At 70.6% G+C, this 17496-nt stretch carries 14 protein-coding genes; 9 read left to right on the top strand and 5 right to left on the bottom strand.

What is annotated here, in order from left to right; translation table 11 throughout:
• Positions 1-409: 409 nt before the first annotated feature.
• Genes fxsA through fxsT form a run of 5 tightly spaced genes read left to right on the top strand, consistent with a single transcriptional unit; the run spans position 410 to position 8848 of the window.
• Complete coding sequence (gene fxsA / locus BXA11_RS41395) at positions 410-589, top strand: FxSxx-COOH cyclophane-containing RiPP peptide (protein ID WP_083744389.1); 180 nt, start codon at positions 410-412, stop codon at positions 587-589.
• A gap of 47 nt (positions 590-636) precedes the next feature.
• On the top strand, positions 637-2850 hold the full coding sequence (locus BXA11_RS19210) for an FxsB family cyclophane-forming radical SAM/SPASM peptide maturase (protein WP_239105044.1): 2214 nt from the start codon (positions 637-639) through the stop codon (positions 2848-2850).
• Between the two features lie 9 nt (positions 2851-2859).
• Positions 2860-3693, top strand: coding sequence for an AAC(3) family N-acetyltransferase (locus tag BXA11_RS19205; protein ID WP_076436690.1), 834 nt, complete (start codon positions 2860-2862; stop codon positions 3691-3693).
• Positions 3694-3719: 26 nt separating this feature from the next.
• Positions 3720-4952, top strand: coding sequence for a TIR-like protein FxsC (locus BXA11_RS19200; protein ID WP_083744388.1), 1233 nt, complete (start codon positions 3720-3722; stop codon positions 4950-4952).
• Positions 4949-8848 carry an FxSxx-COOH system tetratricopeptide repeat protein gene (fxsT, locus tag BXA11_RS19195; RefSeq protein ID WP_076436400.1) on the top strand — a complete coding sequence of 1300 codons (3900 nt, stop codon included), beginning with the start codon at positions 4949-4951 and terminating at the stop codon, positions 8846-8848. The genes BXA11_RS19200 and fxsT overlap by 4 nt, the downstream gene beginning before the upstream one ends.
• On the opposite strand, the gene BXA11_RS19190 is transcribed toward fxsT, so the two are convergent.
• From BXA11_RS19190 to BXA11_RS19175, 4 genes are all read right to left on the bottom strand, one after another.
• On the bottom strand, positions 8849-9715 hold the full coding sequence (locus BXA11_RS19190; RefSeq protein ID WP_076436398.1) for an alpha/beta fold hydrolase: 867 nt from the start codon (positions 9713-9715) through the stop codon (positions 8849-8851).
• 87 nt (positions 9716-9802) lie between these two features.
• Entirely contained in the window at positions 9803-10642 is an 840-nt protein-coding gene (locus tag BXA11_RS19185) for an ABC transporter permease (RefSeq protein WP_076436396.1), read from the bottom strand.
• Complete coding sequence (locus BXA11_RS19180) at positions 10629-11558, bottom strand: ABC transporter permease (RefSeq protein ID WP_076436393.1); 930 nt, start codon at positions 11556-11558, stop codon at positions 10629-10631. Before BXA11_RS19180 ends, BXA11_RS19185 begins: the two co-directional genes overlap by 14 nt.
• A gap of 7 nt (positions 11559-11565) precedes the next feature.
• Positions 11566-13170, bottom strand: a complete 1605-nt coding sequence (locus BXA11_RS19175; RefSeq protein ID WP_076436391.1) for a peptide ABC transporter substrate-binding protein — start codon at positions 13168-13170, stop codon at positions 11566-11568.
• 120 nt (positions 13171-13290) lie between these two features.
• Between BXA11_RS19175 and BXA11_RS19170 the strand changes: the two genes are divergently transcribed.
• From BXA11_RS19170 to BXA11_RS19160, 3 genes are read left to right on the top strand one after another with little or no spacing between them, the layout of a single operon-like run.
• Positions 13291-14262: a helix-turn-helix transcriptional regulator gene (locus tag BXA11_RS19170; protein ID WP_076436388.1), complete on the top strand. Its 972-nt coding sequence runs from the start codon at positions 13291-13293 to the stop codon at positions 14260-14262.
• Positions 14263-14320: 58 nt separating this feature from the next.
• Positions 14321-15136, top strand: coding sequence for a DUF4253 domain-containing protein (locus BXA11_RS19165; protein ID WP_076436386.1), 816 nt, complete (start codon positions 14321-14323; stop codon positions 15134-15136).
• A 46-nt stretch (positions 15137-15182) separates the two neighbouring features.
• Entirely contained in the window at positions 15183-16013 is an 831-nt protein-coding gene (locus BXA11_RS19160) for an SAM-dependent methyltransferase (RefSeq protein ID WP_239105043.1), read from the top strand.
• A gap of 4 nt (positions 16014-16017) precedes the next feature.
• On the opposite strand, the gene BXA11_RS19155 is transcribed toward BXA11_RS19160, so the two are convergent.
• Complete coding sequence (locus BXA11_RS19155; protein WP_076436384.1) at positions 16018-17013, bottom strand: lactonase family protein; 996 nt, start codon at positions 17011-17013, stop codon at positions 16018-16020.
• A 69-nt stretch (positions 17014-17082) separates the two neighbouring features.
• On the opposite strand from BXA11_RS19155, the gene BXA11_RS19150 reads away from it, so the two are divergent.
• Positions 17083-17496: response regulator (locus tag BXA11_RS19150; RefSeq protein ID WP_143734393.1), on the top strand; the 414-nt coding region annotated here is incomplete at its 3' end.

Raw genomic sequence — 17496 nt, 5'->3', positions numbered from 1 at the left:
GCCCACGGCCGGGGAGGAGCGGGCGCGCTTCGTCGACGAGGCCGAGAACGTCATGTCCTGCGAGCACGGGATGTGGCGGTCGTCCCATGCCTGATTCGACCCGAGGGCCATGAGGACAAATGATGATTTATACGTAAATTTCATCATCGGTGGCCATATGGGGTGATTGTGAGCGCTGTCCGGCGAAGAGCGGTCCGTGCAGACGCCGGCGCATGCGATAACTTGACTTGCGCACAACGGCGCGAGCGCGAGCGCTGCGGCAGACTATTCAAAGGACAGCACCGGACATGCCGACGGGGCGGGTTCTGGCACTCTTTGTTGGGGCTAGAGTTCTCCTGGACCGCGGCCGCGCATCGCTGCGCGCGTCCGCCGCGGATTCATTCGAACTCACCATTCGGAACGGTCGAACATGCACAATGCCGATGACGAATCATCAGAAATAGCCACCGAGGTCAGCGACCTGCGGAGTGTCCCGCTCGACGAGATGACGACCCGCGAGAACGAACTGAGCGGTGCGCTGCACCGCCTGCTGCCCTTTTCTCCTGACGACGCCCGCGTGCCGGTCGCCGCGTTCAACTCCTCGATCTGATGGAGGGGGGCGGCGCGAGCGGGCCGATCCTGCCGTTTCGTCAGTTCGTGCTGAAGGTGCACAGCCGTTGCGATCTCGCGTGTGATCACTGCTACGTTTACGAGCACGCGGACCAGAGCTGGCGGGGCCGCCCCACCACGATGTCACCGGAGACGATCGCACTGGTCGCCGAGCGCATCGCCGACCACGTGCGCGGCCACGGCCTGGATGAGATCCACGTCGTCCTGCACGGCGGCGAACCGCTGCTCGCCGGTCGCGACCGTCTCGCCTCGGTGGCCACGGAACTGCGCCGCCGGCTCGACGGCCTGTGCCGTCTCGATCTGCGGATCCACACCAACGGCATGCTGCTCGACGACCGTTTCCTCGACGTGTTCGCCGCCCACGGCATCACCGTGGGCGTGTCGCTCGACGGGGACCGGGCCGCCAACGACCGGCACCGGCGCTACGCCGACGGCCGCAGCAGCCACGCCAGGGCCGTGCGGGCCGTCGAACTGCTCAGGCGGCGGCCCGAGCTGTACGCCGGCCTGCTGTGCACGATCGACGTCGCCAACGATCCGATCGCCGTCTACGAGGCTCTGCTCGCTCTGCGGCCGCCCCGCGTCGACTTCCTGCTCCCCCACGCGACCTGGGACGCGCCCCCGGCGCGTCCCACCCCCACGGCGTACGCGGACTGGCTCGTCAAGATCTACGATCGCTGGGTGGCCGACGGGCGGCCCACCACCGTCCGCCTGTTCGAATCGATCATCAGAACCACGCACGGCGGTGCCAGCCTGACCGAGGCGATCGGGCTACAGCCGAGCACCCTGATCGTGATCGAGACCGACGGCTCCTACGAGCTGGTCGACTCGCTCAAGGTCGCCCACGAGGGCGCCCCGGTCACCGGCCACCACGTCGCCACCACGTCGCTGGACGAGGTCGCGGCCCATCCCGGGGTGCGCGCGCGGCAGCAGGGTCTGCGCGGCGTGTCCGCCGGCTGCAGGAGATGTCCCCTCGTGCGCAGTTGCGGCGGCGGCCTGTACCCGCACCGCTACCGATCCGGGTCGTTCGACAATCCCAGCGTCTACTGCGCGGACCTGTTCACGCTGATCGGACATGTCAGGGCCACGACCATGCGGGCCCACACCCTGCCTTCGGCCGACCTTGACACGATCGCCTCGGGGCTCGGCGGAGCCGAGGAGGTGGAGCGCCTCGCGACGGCCCAGCTCAGCCTGCGCCGGGCCCTGCTGGCGGCGGTGCGCAGAAAGGCCGGCCAATCCACCGCGTGGGACCTGCTGACGCGGCTCGACCGCGAGCACGGGGCGGCGCTCGCCGCAGTGCTCACCCATCCGTACGTCCGGGCCTGGGCGGTCGCCTGCCTGCGCGGAGACGCCCCGGCGGCACGCCTGGCGAACATCGCCGCGGCGGCGGCCGTCCATGCCCGGCTCGACGCGCGACTCGATGTGGAGGCGGTGGGCGGCGAGGTGCACCTGCCCACGATCGGCGTGCTGGAGGGTGCCGGGGAGGGGCCGGCCGCACTGGTGATCGAGGACGGGCGGGCGCGGCTCCGGGACGGCGGCCCGCGGTCGCTGCGACCCGTGCTCAGGCTCGTCTCGGGAGGCTTCTCCGTCGTGCTGGAGGACGCCGATCCCTACCGCGACTGCCACCGGTGGCGCCCCGCCGGCCGGCTGACCGGCGAACAGGCGGCGCGGTGGCAGGAGGCGTTCGAGCAGGCGTGGCAGCTCATCGAGAAGGAGTACCCGTCGTACGTCCCAGCGATCGAGGCGGGCCTGACCACGATCGTGCCGCTCCTCCCCGCCGAGGAGGGCCGCGAGGTGAGCTCGGCCGCCCGCGACGCCTTCGGCGCCGTCGCCGCGGCGCTGCCCTCCGACCCGGCGACGCTCGCACTGCTGATCCTGCACGAGTTCCAGCACGTGAAGCTCGGTGCCGTGCTCGACCTGCTCGACCTGTTCGACGAGAGCGACCGGCGGCTCTTCCACGCCCCGTGGCGTGATGACCCCCGGCCGATCGAGGGGCTGCTGCAGGGGACCTACGCCCACCTCGCCGTCACCGACTTCTGGCGCGTCCGCAGGCACGCCGAGCCGGAGCCGGCGCGCCGCCACTTCGCCCACTGGCGGGTACAGACCGCGGAGGCGATCGAGACCCTCGCCGGCTCGAAGGCCCTGACTCCGCTGGGCGAGCGCTTCGTGGCCGGCATGCGCCACGCGATCGCCCCGTGGCTGGCGGAGGAGGTCGCCGAGCCCGCCGCGGCGCCCGGGAGGTGACACCGCGTGATGTTCACCCGGTACAGCCTCGCACGCGACCTGACCGCGCTCGGTGTCCGCGTCGGCGGGGTCCTGCTCGTCCACGCCTCGATGCGGAGCATCGGAAGAGTGCTGGGGGGCGCCAGTGCGGTCGTCGGCGCGCTGTGCGACGCGCTGGGCGCCGGCGGCACGCTCGTGGTGCTCACCGCCACTGAGGGCAATTCAGATACCTCACGCGCCTACCTGCGCAAGGTCGCCGGCATGACCGACGCCGAGACGGCCGACTACCGGGCGAGCATGCCCGCCTTCGACCCCCTGACGTCGCCCTCGTCGGGCATGGGAAAAGTCGCGGAGTGCGTACGCACGACGGCGGGCGCCGTCCGCAGCGCCCATCCCCAGTCGTCGTTCGCCGCCGTCGGCCCCCTCGCGGCGGCGCTCATGGACGGCCACGCCCCCGAGTGCCACCTGGGTGAGGAGTCGCCGCTCGCGCGGCTGTGCGAGGTGGAGGCGTCCGTTCTGCTCATCGGCGTCGGCTATGACCAGTGCACGGCCTTTCATCTCGGCGAGTACCGCTACACCGAACGGCCACCCCGCCGTTCCTACCGATGTGTGCGGGATTTCGGTCAGGGGCCGCAATGGTGGCAGTACGAGGACGTAGTTCTCGACGACGGCGACTTCGGCGAGCTCGGCACGGCGTTCGAAACCACGGAAGCCGTCCGCCTCGGCCGGATCGGAAACGCGGAAAGCCGCCTTTTTCCCATAGGCGGGGCCGTCCGATTCGCCGCCAAGTGGCTGGCAGAGCACCGTGATCCGAAAGATTCTCCCCCAACACAAGGTCACTTGACTTACGCTTCGTTCCCATAGTGAATGAATCTGGGGGAAGGAGGCGAATGCCCCTACAACCGGGCGCGCATGGGCAGGTGCCATATTTTTTCCTGAGCTACGCTCACATCCCCATGCACGACCCGAACAGCAGGAAAGACCCGAACAAGTGGGTGGCGAAGCTCTTCGCCGACCTGTGCGACCACATCATCAACATGACGAACCTGTCGCAGGGGCAGGCGGGATTCATGGATGTGGAGCTGCGCTCGGGCCACCATTGGCCGGAACGGCTGTCCGACGCCCTCTCGACATGCCGGGTGTTCGTCCCCCTTTACTCCCCCCGCTACTTCGAGAGCGAGCAGTGCGGCAAGGAATGGGCCGCGTTCCTCCAGCGCGTCAGGAACCACGAGGGACCGGACGGGCAGATGCCGGAGGCCATCGTTCCGGCACTGTGGACTCCGTTACCCCCCGAACACCTGCCCCACGTGGCCCAGTCGATCCAGTTCACTCACAACGATCTCGGCGAGCGGTACAGCGACGAGGGCTTCTACGGGCTCGTCAAGCTCTCGGGGATGCGCAGCCACTACCAGAAGGCGACCCTGGAGCTCGCCAAGCGGATCGTCCACGTCGCGCAGCGCACCCGGGTCGCCGTCCTCGATCCCCCGCCGAAGTACGACGAACTGCGCAGCGTCTTCCACGACTACTCCCCGCAGCGGCCCCTCCGGGTGACGGTGGTCGCCCCGGACCTGGACCATCTCCCCTCCGACCGCAGCCCCTATTTCTACGGCCACACGCCGCAGGAGTGGAACCCCTTCCGCCGGGGCGGCAACACCCGGACCCTCGTGTCGCACGCCGAGGAGATCGCGACGGCGCACGGCTTCCTGCCGGACGTGGGGTCGCTGGAGGAGCACACCGACGTCCTCGCCTCCGACGCCCCCGAGGAGCATCCGTCCGTCATGCTGGTCGATCCATGGGCCACCACCACCCCCGACTGCCGGCGGCGGCTGCGCGGCTTCGACCAGCGCGAGCGGAGCCGTACCAGCGTGATGGTGCCGTGGAACCTCGACGACCGGGAGACGATGACGGCCCGGGCCAGGCTCCAGCGCTCGCTCGAATCCGCCCTGCGTACCAATCCGCCCGATTCCAGCCCCGAGATCAACTCGGTCACGGCGTTCCGCGGCGCGCTGTCCGACGCGCTCGGCAGGGCGGCCAACCAGGTGTTCAAGACCGCCACCGCCTACCCGCCGACTGGCGCGCCCACCAGACGACCCAGGCTGATGCAGCCGGAGGATCCCCGATGAATGACGTCCACGACGGCCGCGTCGTCACGTTCTACTCCTACAAGGGCGGGACGGGCCGCACGATGGCGCTGGCGAACACGGCGTGGGTGCTCGCCAGCAGCGGCCTGCGCGTGCTGGTGGTCGACTGGGACCTCGAGTCGCCCGGGCTGCACAAGTTCTTCCATCCGTTTCTCGACAGCAGCGTTTTCACCGCGACGCCCGGTGTCATCGACATCATCAGCAACTACATGTGGGCCGCCGTGCGGCCGCGGGAGCGCACCGCCGACTGGCATCTCGAGTACGCCCGCGTGGTGCCGCACGCCGTGTCGCTGGACTGGGAGTTCCCGGGGGACGGAACGCTCGACTACGTCTCCGCCGGACAGCAGAACCGCGACTACTCCTCGCTGGTGTCGACCTTCGACTGGGACAACTTCTACGAGCGGCTGGGCGGGGGAAAGTTCCTGGACGCGCTGCGCGCCGACATGAAGCGGAACTACGACTACGCCCTGATCGACAGCCGTACCGGGTTGAGCGACATCGCCGACATCTGCACCATCCAGCTTCCGGACATCCTCGTCGACTGCTTCACGATGAGCGACCAGAGCATCGAGGGCGCCTCGAAGGTGGCGCGGTACATCGACGACCTGTACCACGAGCGCAACATCCGGATTCTTCCCGTCCCGATGCGCATCGACGACGGAGAGAAGGAGAAGCTCGACGCGGGCCGCCTTATGGCGCGCACGATGTTCGACCGCTTCCCCCAGGGGTTCACCGCGGAGCAGGCCAACCAGTACTGGGGTGCGGTGGAGATCCCCTACAAGCGGTTCTACGCCTTCGAGGAGACGCTGGCGGCCTTCGGCGACACCCCCGGCTCCCCCACCTCGCTCCTGGCGGCCTACGAGCGCCTGACCGCCGCAATCAGCGAGGGGCGGGTGACGTCGTTGCCGCCACTGGACGAGCACGTGCGGACCCGGTGGCTCGATGCGTTCACCCGCCGTCAACCGTCCCAGCCGGCCGATGTCTTCCTCAGCTACGCCCCCGAGGACCGCATGTGGGCCGATTGGATCGGCGGGGTTCTGGAACGCGCGGGATGCCGGGTCACGCCGCGTGCCCTGGGCAGCGCCTCCCACGCCGACATCAGCGAGCCGAGCCGCGCGATGGTGGTGCTGTCGGCCGCCTACACCCGCTCGCCGCAGGGCAGGGAGGTGGTGGAGCGGCTGTCGGCCATCGACCCGACAGCGAGCAGCGGCGGCCTCACTCTGGTGCGCGTGTCGGAGGTCCGGCTCGTCCCGCCCTTCGCCGAGGTTCCGCTCGTCGACCTCGTGCGGATGGGCGCGGAGCCGGCCGCCGAGGCCGTCCTGCGGACGGTGGGGCGGCAGGACGCGGAGCAACTCGCCGGCCCGTCGCAGGCGGGGGCGCGCTTCCCCGGCAGCGTGCCGCCGGTGTGGAACGTGCAGGCACGCAACGCCGCCTTCACCGGGCGCGGGATGGCCCTCGAGTCGCTCCGGGACCAGCTCGTCGGCGGCAACCAGGCCGTGGTGCTGCCACAGGCGCTGTACGGCCTGGGCGGCGTCGGCAAGACGCAGATCGCCCTGGAGTACGCCCACCGGTTCATGGCCGACTACGACCTGGTGTGGTGGATCCCCGCCGAGCAGCCCGAGCTCATCAACCCGGCGCTGGCCGAGCTCGCCATACGGCTCGGCATCCGGGTGGGCGACAACGTGGTCGAAGCGGCGGAGGCGGCGCGCGAGGCGCTGCGGCGCGGCCAGCCGTACTCCCGGTGGCTGCTCATCTTCGACAACGCGGGCGACCCCGAGGAGGTGCGCGGCTACCTTCCCGGGGGATCGGGCCACGTGCTGGTGACCTCGCGGAACCAGTCGTGGTCGACGGTGGCCGCGCCGCTGGAGGTGGACGTCTTCAGCCGTGAGGAGAGCCTGGAGCACCTGCTGCGCCGCGTCCCGAAACTCAAGCCGCAGGACGCGCTCGGCGTGGCCGAGGCTCTCGGCTACCTGCCGCTCGCGGTGGAGCAGGCGGCGGCCTGGCTGGGCGAGACCGGCATGTCGGCGGCCGAGTACATCGAGCAGGTGCAGACGCAGGCGGCCGAGCTCCTGGCCACGAACCCGCCGGCCGGATACCCGCAGCCCGTCGCCGCCACCTGGAACATCTCCCTGGGACAGCTGCGGGAGCGGGCCCCCGCCGCGGTGCGGATGCTGCAGCTGTGCGCCTTCTTCTCGCCCGACCCCATCTCGATGACGCTGCTCTACAGCGACGAGATGATGCGGTCCCTGCTGCCCCACGACGGCTCGCTGCGGGGGGAGAAGCTCATGCTGCACCGTCTCATCCGGGAGATCAGCAGGTTCGCGCTGGCGAAGGTCGACCCCGGCAGCAACACGATCCAGGTGCACCGCCTGGTCCAAGCCGTCATCAAGAGCCAGATGACCGCGGAGGAGGTGGACTCCACCTCCCACGAGGTGCACCACATCCTCGTCGGCGCCCGGCCGCGGCTGGGCGAGGTGGACGATCCCGAGAACTGGCCGGCGTACGACCTCATCTGGCCCCATCTGCTGCCCTCGGACGCGGAGAACTGTGTGGAGGAGGAGACCCGCCAGCTGCTCACCGAACGGGTCCGGTACCTCTGGAAACGCGGCGAGTTCGCCAACGCGCTGCAGCTCGGCCAGCGGCTCGCCGACTACTGGGAGGGGCAGTTCGGGCGGGACGAGCGGCAGCGGCTCCACCTGCTGTTCAACATCGCGAACGTGCTGCGCTCCGAGGGCAAGTCGCGCGAGGCGCGTGAACTCGACGAATGGGTGTGGAACCGGCAGAACGACATCCTCGGCCCCAGCCACCCCCACACGCTCATGACCACGGGCAGTCTCGCCGCCGACCTGCGCGCCCTCGGGGAGTTCGACCGGGCGCTGGAGATGGACAAACAGACCTACGAGCGGTGGCAGGAGCTGTACGGCGAGGACAATCCGCGGGCGCTGGCCGCCGCCAACAACCTCGCGGTCTCCTACCGGCTGGTCGGCGACTGCTACAGCGCGCTGGACCTGGACAAGGAGACGCTCGAACGGCGGCTCACCGTGCTCGGCCAGGCGCATCCGTACACGCTGTTCTCCCAGGCGAACCTCGCCAGGGACATGCGCGAGGCGGGGCGGTTCCGCGAGTCGGTCGACCTGCTGCGCGCGACGCTCGAGCTCTACCGCGAGAGCCTCGGCGATGACTTCCTCGACACCCTGCGCACGGCCAAGAGCCTCGCCGTGTCCCTGCGGAAGGCCGGGCAGCAGCACGACGCCTGGCTGATCGCCCAGCAGGCCCACGAGCGTTACCAGCGGCTCTATCCCTCCTCGCCGGAAGCCACCGCCGCGGCCCTCGAGTTCGCCTGCTGCCTGTCGGCCCTCGACGACAAGCCGGGCGCGCGCAACCTCGCGAGGAACATCCTCGGGTCCTACAGGTCGAGCCTCGGCGGGGAGCACCCCTTCACGCTCGCGACCGCGAACAATCTCATGACCTACCTGCGCGGCACGCGCGAGCTCTCCGACGCGTACGCGCTGGGCGTCAGGACGCTGGACGCCCTCCGGAGAAAACTGGGACCCGCCCATCCCTTCACACTGTCGTGCATGGTGAACGTCGCCAACTGCGCGGCGGACATGGGGCGGCTGGAGGAAGCGCAGGCCCTGGAGCGGGATGCGCTGGACCGCCTGCGCGACACGCTCCGGCCGGAGCATCCCGACGCCCTCGCCGCCCAGGCGAACCTCGCGATCAGCCTGCGTGCCGCGGAGCAGACCGGCGAGGCGGAGCGGCTGATGGAAGGCGCTCTGGAGGTGATGCGACGGGTGCTCGGCGAGAACCATCCGAACGTCGTGGCCGCGCTGTCGTGGCGGAGGCTGAACCGGGACCTCGAACCCCAGCCCACCTGATCACGTGCGGACGAGCCACAGGAGGACCTCGGGCAGCACGCCGAAGGCTCCGAAGTGCGCCATGCCCCGCTGGATTCGCAGCGTGGCCGCGGGGATCCGCCCGCCGAGCCAGCGGGAGTGACCGACCGGCGAGAAGACGTCGTTCTCCCCGTGCCACAACAGGGTCGGCACCCGGATCTCGGCCGGATCGAACCCCCACGGCCCGGAGAAGGCCAGCACGTCGTCGACCCAGCCGTCCGTGGACTCCCGGAGCCCCTCGGCGAAGTTGCGCACGAGCAGCCTTCGGATGCCGTGGTCGGCCACCACGCGGCGGTCGGACTCGGGCACCTCCCGGAACAGGCCGGCCACCTTGCTGGCGGGATCCGCGCGGATCTGCTCGGCGGCCCGCGTCAGCCGCGCCGCGACCGCGCCCGGGCCGGCCAGCGCGAGCCGATACTCCACCACGTTCGACTCCGTCATGCCGTCGAACCAGTCGAGCCCCTCCGCTTCACGAGGGGCGAGCGCGACCAGCGCGGCGGCCCTGGTCAGCCGGTCGGGCAGCAGCGCGGCGCAGGCGAGCGCGTGCGGGGCCCCACCCGACCTGCCTACGACGGCGAACCTGCCGACGCCGAGCGCGTCCGCGATCGTCACCACGTCGGCCGCGACGTCGGCGACCCTCCTGCCCTCCAGGCGGTCCGAGCGCCCATATCCTGGGCGGTCGAAGGTGATCAGCCGGATGCCCAGCCGGTAGAGCACGGTCGCCCTCGGTGAGGGGCCCACCCTGCTGCCGGGCGTGCCGTGCAGCAGAAAGACGGCATGCCCGTCCGGCTCCCCCCGTTGCTCGACCGCGAGCCTTCTGCCATCCGGCGCCACCACCAATTGGGTCAAGGCGATCTCCCCGCGACTCCCCCTCCTCCCCAGGTTCACCCGCGATGTCTCGTTTGTCCATGCTGTTCGGCGGAGCCGGGGCCCGGGTCAGCGCAGGCGGGGGTCGAGGGCGTCGCGGACGACGTCGCCGAGCATGAGGAAGCTCAGCACGGTGGCGGTGAGGAACAGCGCGGGGAAGACCAGCAGGTGCGGGTGATCGGCGAAGAACGTCTGGGCGATGTTCAGCTGCAGGCCCCACGACACGTCGGGGTACTGCAGGCCGACGCCGAGGTAGTCGAGGGTGGCCTCGCCAGCGATGACGTTGCCGACGTTCAGCATGGCCACCACGATGACCGGTGCGATCGCGTTGGGCAGGATGTGCCGGAACATCAGCCTGCGGTCGCGCGCCCCCAGCATGCGGGCCGCGGCGACGAAGTCCATGTCCTTGACCGCGATGACCTGGCCGCGCATCAGCCGGGTCATGGTCGTCCAGCCGAGCAGCACGAGGACCAGCGTCATCGCCCATATCCCGTGGTCGGGGAAGGCGACCAGCACGACGGTCGCGCCCAGCACGAACGGGATGCCGAAGAACACGTCAGTGATCCGGGAGATGAGCGCGTCGGCGACGCCGCCGTAGTAGCCGCCGACCAGCCCGAGCACGATGGAGATCAGCAGGGCGAAGACGGTGACCGCGACGCCGACCACGATGGACGCCCGGGTGCCGTGCACGACCTGCGACCAGTAGTCGCAGCCCTGCAGGTCGTACCCGAACAGCGCGCCGTCGGCCGGGCCGTGCTTCGACATGCGCAGGTTGCAGGCCTCGTTGGGGCCGAGGCGGGCGAACAGCCCGGGGAAGGCCGCCATCGCCAGGGCCACCAGCAGGACGGCGGCGGAGAACCAGAAGATCACCCGGCCGCGCAGCTCCGCCCAGGCGTCACGCGCGAGCACGGCGGATCCTCGGGTCGAGCACGCCGTACAGCAGGTCGACGGCCAGGTTGGCGAGAATGAAGATCATGACGAGCAGGGTGACGACTCCGACGACGACCGGACCCTCCTGGAGCTGGATGGACTGGAACACCTGCTGGCCGATGCCGGGCAGATTGAAGATGCCCTCGGTGACGACCGCCCCGGCCATCAGGTTGCCGAAGTCGACCCCGAGGTAGGTCACGACCGGGATGAGCGAGTTGCGCAGCGCGTGCAGCCCCACCACCCGGCGCCGGGACAGGCCCTTCGCGGTCGCCGTCCGCACGTAGTCGGCCCGCAGGTTCTCCACGAGAGAGGTGCGGGTGAGCCTGGCGACGTACGCCAGGCCGAACGAGCCGAGGACCATGCCGGGCAGCAGGTAGCTGCCCGGCCAGCCCTCGTCGGTCCCCGCGGTCGGGAACAGCCCCAGATTGAGGCCCAGCACGATCTGGGCCGTGTACCCGACCACGAACACCGGGACCGCGATGACGAACGTGGTGCCGGCGAGCACCGCCGTGTCGGCGGCCCCGCCGCGGCGCAGCCCGGCCAGGACGCCGAGGCCGATGCCGACGGCGAGCTCGAAGATCCAGGCGGTCAGCGCGAGCTGCGCGGTGACCGACCATCGGTCCTGGAGGAGCTCGCTCACCGGCTGGCCGGTGAAGGTCTCCCCCAGGTTTCCCTGGAACACCCCGAGCATGTAGCGGCCGTACTGCACGAGCAGCGGCTCGTCGAGGTGGTAGCGCGCCCGCATCACGGCGAGCACCTGCTCGGGCACCGGCTTGTCGCCCGCGAGCGCCAGGATCGGGTCGCCCGGCAGCGCGAACACCATCGCGTAGATCAGGAAGGTGGTCGCGAAGAACACCGGGATCGCCTGGGCCAGGCGCTGCGCGGCGTACCTCACCCTTGTGTCACCCCTGCTTCACGCTGATCGTGTACAGGTTCTTGCTGTACGGAGTCACGTTCACGCCGCTCAGCCGGCTGGTGAAGCCGACCTGGTTCTGCCAGTTCCACAGCGGGATCATCGGCATGTCGGCCAGCGCGACGTCCTCGGCCTTCTGGTAGAGCGGCAGGCTGGCGTCCAGGCTGGGCGCCGAGTTCGCCTGCTTGATCAGGTCGTCGAACTCCTTGTTCTCCCAGCCCATCCGGTTGCCCGCGCCCCACATGTACTCGAGGTAGTCCTGGGGGCTCGGGTAGTCCATGACCCAGTTGTTGCGGTACGGACCGTCCTCCTTGCGCTGGCGCAGGGTCGACAGGTAGTCGGCGGCCGGGATCTTGCGGAACTTGATGTCGGAGATGCCGAGGTTCTGCTTGAGCTGGTTGGCGACCGCGGTCATCCACTGCTCGTAGCTGGGGTCGGCGTTGGAGAACCACAGGTTCAGCGTGCCGCTGAAGCCCCCGGCCTGGTCGAACAGCGCCTTGGCCTTGGCGGGGTCGTACGTGCACGCCTCGCCGCAGGCGTTCTCCCGGTAGCCGGGCACCAGCGGCGCCAGCAGGGACGCCATCGGCTTGAACGCGCCGTCGTAGACCGCGTCCACGATGGCCTGCCGGTCGATGGCCATGGAGAACGCCTTGCGCAGGTCAGCGCTGGCGAACCGCTTGTCGAAGGTCGGGAAGCCCAGGTAGTCCATCGTGCCGTCGGGGGTCTGCACGAAGCGGTCGCCGAGCAGCTTCTTCGCCTCGCCCGTGCTGGCGGGCGGGACCGTCGTCATCAGGTCCACCCGGCCGGCCCGCAGGTCGGTCCACGCCGTGTCGCGGCTGGCGTAGATCTTGAAGGTGACCGCGTCGGCCTTGGCCGCACGCTCGCCGGTGTAGGACGGCGACCGCTTGATCTTGATCTGCTGGTTGTGCTCCCAGGCGCCGTCGAGCACGAAGGGCCCGTTGCCGACCGGCGCCTGGTCGAACGCCTTGAGGTCGCTGAACGCCGCCTTGGGCATCGGCGCGAACGCGATGTAGGCGAGCGTGATCGGAAACTGACTGAACGGCGCGGTGAGCGTCACCTCGAGCGTGGTGTCGTCCACCACCTTGAGGCCGCTCATCTTGTCCGTGGACGGGTCGCCCTTCTCGGGGTTGAGCTTGTCGTAGCCCTCGATGTTGGCGAAGTAGTAGTTGTTCGTCCACCCGTTGGGGCCGTAGGCCGTGGCGTTCCAGGAGTCGGCGAAGCTCTGCGCCGTGACCGGCTCGCCGTTGCTGAACTTCTGCCCCGCCTTGAATTTGATCGTCCAGACCTTCTGGTCGGTGCTGTTCACCGACTCGGCCGCCCGCATCACGGGCTTGCCGCTGGCCGCGTCGATGGAGACCGGAGTCTCGAAGAGCGTGTCCAGCACCGTGATCGAGTAGTCGCTGGAGGTGTTGCCCGGAGTGAGATGATCGGGTTCGGTCAGCGCGACCGAGAACGCGTTCGCTCCCTTGCCGCCACCGCCGCCGTCGTTTGACGACGACCCTCCCCCGCACCCGCCGCTCAGCATGATGGCCGCCACAGCGAGGGCGGCCGCCCGGCTTCTCGTGACCCTCACTGGCCCTCCACCTCTCCGTCGTGTTGCGGGTGAGGGTAGGAAACGGGGCCGCCGACTGCATCGGAGACTTTACGTATTCCTTGCGGGACCTTTACCCGGCAGGCTGAACATGGAGGATCCATGGACGCAATCAGCCTCAGCGCGCGGAGCCTGCACGCCGTCGCCGAACTCGGCTTTCAGGTGGCCCGGCAGGGGGCGCATGGGGCGATGACCGCATTGGGCGAGGTCATCCCCGTGGAGGCCTACGAGTTCGTCGCGTTCGACCCGGCGACCGGCCGGCACCGGTCGCTGGTGGCGTCGGGGTACGCGCGGGTGGACGACGACGCCGCGGAGGAGTACGCCCGGCTCGACGCCTACCGCCGGGCCATGTCGCTGCGCACGCCCGTCGTCATGGGCTCCCCCGGCACCGAGCGTTACTTCCGCCGCCATCTGGAGCCGTACGGCTGGCGCGCGGGGATCACCACGCCGCTGTTCCTGACCGGCGGGCGCTACACCGGGCTGCTGCACGTCAACTCCCGCGCGGACCTGCCGCCCGAGGCGCCCGCGGTGATCAGCGCGGTCTCCCCCGCCCTGGCCCACCTCACCGACGTGACCCGCTGCGTCATCGACCCGCTCGGCCTGCCGCCCGGGTTCCACGCCGTGGCGTACGAACGGGGCGGGCGGCGCAGGGACGTGGCCGGGTGGCCCCCGTCGGAGGCGCTCGCGGCCGAGCCGGCGATGGCGGAGCTGGCCAGGGCGTTCATCGACTCCCGCGAGCTGTCGCGCCGGGGACTGTGGCTGGACGGCACCGGCCAGTGGCGCGAGCTGCGCCTCCACCGGGCCGGCGTCGGCTTCCACGGCTCCATCCAGGGCGCGGTCATCGCCGAGCGCCCGTGCGCCCTGCCCTACGACCTGACCTCGCGGGAGATCGAGGTGCTCACCCGGGTCGCGCAGGGCGACTCCAACCCGCAGATCGCCGCCGCGCTCGTCCTGAGCGTGCGCACCGTGACGACCCATCTGGAGCACATCTTCGCCAAGCTGGGCTGCGACAGCCGTACGCGTCTGACCACGAAGGTTCTGGCCGAGGGATTGTGCCGGCTCGACGTTCCGTGACCCCCGTAATGATCGCCCTCACGGGACGCGCCGAGGCCGGGTCCGACATTATTGGCGCATGTCGGTTCACGAGCGTCGGCGGCTCCCCACGGGTCTGGAGCTGCTGTTCGGCGACGGCGGCGACGGCCGGGTGCTGTCCGTCGAGCTGCCGTCCGGGTCCCTCGTGTGGCCGGACCCCGACTACGACAAGCTGCGCACCCATCACCACCCCTCGTTCTGGCTGAGCGACGAGCCGGTGCCGGCCGGGCTGTGGGCCCGGCTGCGCGCCGAGCACCCCCGGTCGGGCCTGTGGCCGGTGCTGCTGGAGGACGGCGTGCAGCCCTGGTCGGCCGGGCAGATCGCGCCGGACTCGCCCGGCCAGATCGACTACTACAGCGCGGCCGGGTTCATGACCGAGACGTGGCAGGACCTGCTGCTGGGCCACGAGGCCTATCTCGCGCCGTTCGGAGCCGAGTGCCCGGGGATCGCGCCGCCCGCCGCGCTCGTGGCCGACCCCGACGTCGTCGCCGACTGGTACGCGGATGTGGTGGCCGAGCGGATGACGCCGCTGGGACTCGCCGCGGTGCACCGCGGCGCCGACGCGATGGTCGCCATGGGCTGGCAGGGGGCGTTGCACCACAACGAGTGGACCGTGCCCCTGGCGGCCGTCGTGCGCAGCTGGGAGGAGCGGTTCGGGGCGCGGGTGGTCGGCATGGGGTTCAACACGCTGGAGCTCAGCGTCGCGGCGCCGCCCGCGACCCCAGCGCACGCGCTGCGCGTGGCGGCCGAGCACTGGACGTTCTGCCCCGACAGCATCCTGCAGGGCCCGGGCACGCTGGCCGACTACGCCGAGCAGATCGTGGGCCAGAATGCCTGGTCGTTCTGGTGGGATTAAGGAGATAATGACCGGCGGACTGATGATGCGTGAGGGAGGAGGCGGTTTGAGCGGCACGGAGCTGGGCGGGGGCGAACGGCCCGCCAAGGTCGCGGGCCTCAGCACCGGTACCGCGAACATCGCCAGGATGAGCGACTACCTGCTCGGAGGCAAGGACAACTTCGCCGCCGACCGGGAGTTCGCCGAGCGGCTGATGACCATCGCGCCCGAGGTCAAGACGATGGCCGTGGACACCCGCGAGTTCCTGGAGCGGGTGGTGCGCTTCCTCGTCGGGCAGGGCGTGCGGCAGTTCCTCAACGTGGCGTCCGGGCTGCCGACCCGCCGCAACACGCACGAGGTCGCCCAGGAGCTCGCACCCGACGCCCGCGTGGTGTACGTCGACGACGACCCGGTGGTGCTCAACCACGCGCGGGCCATGCTCGCCCGCGACCGCGGCACCGGGGTGGTGGACGGCTCGATCCTGCGCCCGGCGGAGATGCTGGCCGACCCCGAGATGCTCCGCCTCATCGACTTCGAGCAGCCGGTGGCCGTGCTGATCCCGGCCCGGCTGCAGTACCTTCCCGACGCCGCCGAGCCGTACAAGTGCGTGGCCCGGGTCCGCGACCACCTCGCCCCGGGCAGCTACCTGGCCATCGGTCACGCCGTCTTCGACAGCCGCCCCGAGCTGGCCACGCCGATCGTCGAGCTGTTCCGGCACATCGTGCCGCAGGCCCACGACGCGCCGCGGGACCGGGAGAAGGTGCTGCGCTTCTTCGACGGCACCGAACTCGTCGATCCCGGACTCGTCTACATCCGCCAGTGGCGGCCGGAGACCCAGCAGAGCACCGGCCAGGCGCAGCGGGTGTGGATCGTCGGAGGCGTCGGCCGGGTGGGCTGACGATCTACCGGATGAGCACGCAGGAGGGGGTGCCCACCTCCAGCGCCTGTTCGGCGGGCCCGGGCAGCCCGTCCTTGAGCGCCAGAACGGCGACGGAATCGGACCGCTGGTTGGCGACGTAGAGGCGGTCGCCGTCGATCGCGAAGTGGCGCGGCCAGCTTCCGCCCGACGGCACTTCGGCCGCCATCGTGAGGCGGGGCCCGTCGACCTCGAAGACGCTGACGGTGTCCGGCCCGCGGTTGGTGACGTACAGGTGACGGCCGTCGGCGGACAGCGCGATGTGAGCGGGCAGGTTGTCGCCCTCGGCGCCGCTCGCCCGCACCACGCCCGCCTCCCGCCACTCGCCGTCGTAGACGCGCACGGTGCCGTCGAGCTCTCCGGTGACGTACCAGTGCCCGTCGTGGTGCAGGAAGTGCCGGGGGCCGCTGCCGGAGGCCAGCCGTACGGGCCCGTCCGGATGCGGGCGCATGCCGGGCAGGAAGCGGCGCATCTCGTCGGTGCCGAGGTCGGTCACGTACAGCACGCCGCCGGGCCCGAAGACCGCCTGGTGCGCGTGCGGGCCCTCCTGCCGGTCCGGATGCGGGCCGCGGCCCTTGTGCGGGAACGTCAGCGGCCCGGGCTCGGGCATCCCGTCCGCGCCCAGCCGGTAGGCCGTGACGGTCCCGTCGCCGTAGTTGGCGATCGCCAGCCACCCGCCCTCGGGGTCGAGCGCCAGATGGCACGGCAGCGACCCGCCGCTGGGGTGCTCGGCCAGCAGCCGGGGGGCGGCGTCGCCGGGGTCGTCGGCGAAGACCGCGAGCCCGCCGTCCGCTGCGCGTTCGAGCACGGCGTACAGCAGCGGCAGCCGCGGGTGCGCGACGACGAACGACGGCCCGGACGCGGTCGTCTCGGCCACCGCCTCCAGCCGCCCGTCCGCGTGCGGCCGGGCCACCGTCAGGCCGGGGCCCGATCCCTCCGTGTCGGGGGTGTAGCCGCCGATCACCAGACCGGGTCGCGACATTCGCCCTCCAAAGGCTCAAATCGTCGGGATACGCATGGTATCGGCCCGCCCGCGGCATAGCGTAGAGACATGATTCGGGTGTTCCTGGTGGACGACCACGAGGTCGTGCGGCGTGGGGTGGCGGCGTTGCTGGACGCCGAGGACGACATCGAGATCGTCGGCGAGGCGGGGACGGCCGAGTCGGCCGTGGCCCGCATCCCCGCGCTGAAGCCGGACGTGGCGGTGCTCGACGTGCGCCTGCCCGACGGCGGCGGCGTGGACGTCTGCCGTGAGGTGCGCTCGAAGGTGCCCGGCCTGGCCTGCCTGATGCTGACCTCCTACGCCGACGACGAGGCGTTGTTCAACGCGGTCATGGCCGGGGCGGCCGGTTATGTGCTCAAGCAGATCCACGGCTCTGACCTGGTGGGCGCGGTGCGCACGGTGGCCGGCGGGCAGTCGCTGCTCGACCCGCAGACCACGGCCGCGATGCTGCACCGGCTGCGC

It is taken from the genome of Microbispora rosea, assembly GCF_900156315.1.
GTDB classification, from domain to species: domain Bacteria; phylum Actinomycetota; class Actinomycetes; order Streptosporangiales; family Streptosporangiaceae; genus Microbispora; species Microbispora rosea.
This window is presented reverse-complemented; position numbering and strand designations above follow the sequence as displayed.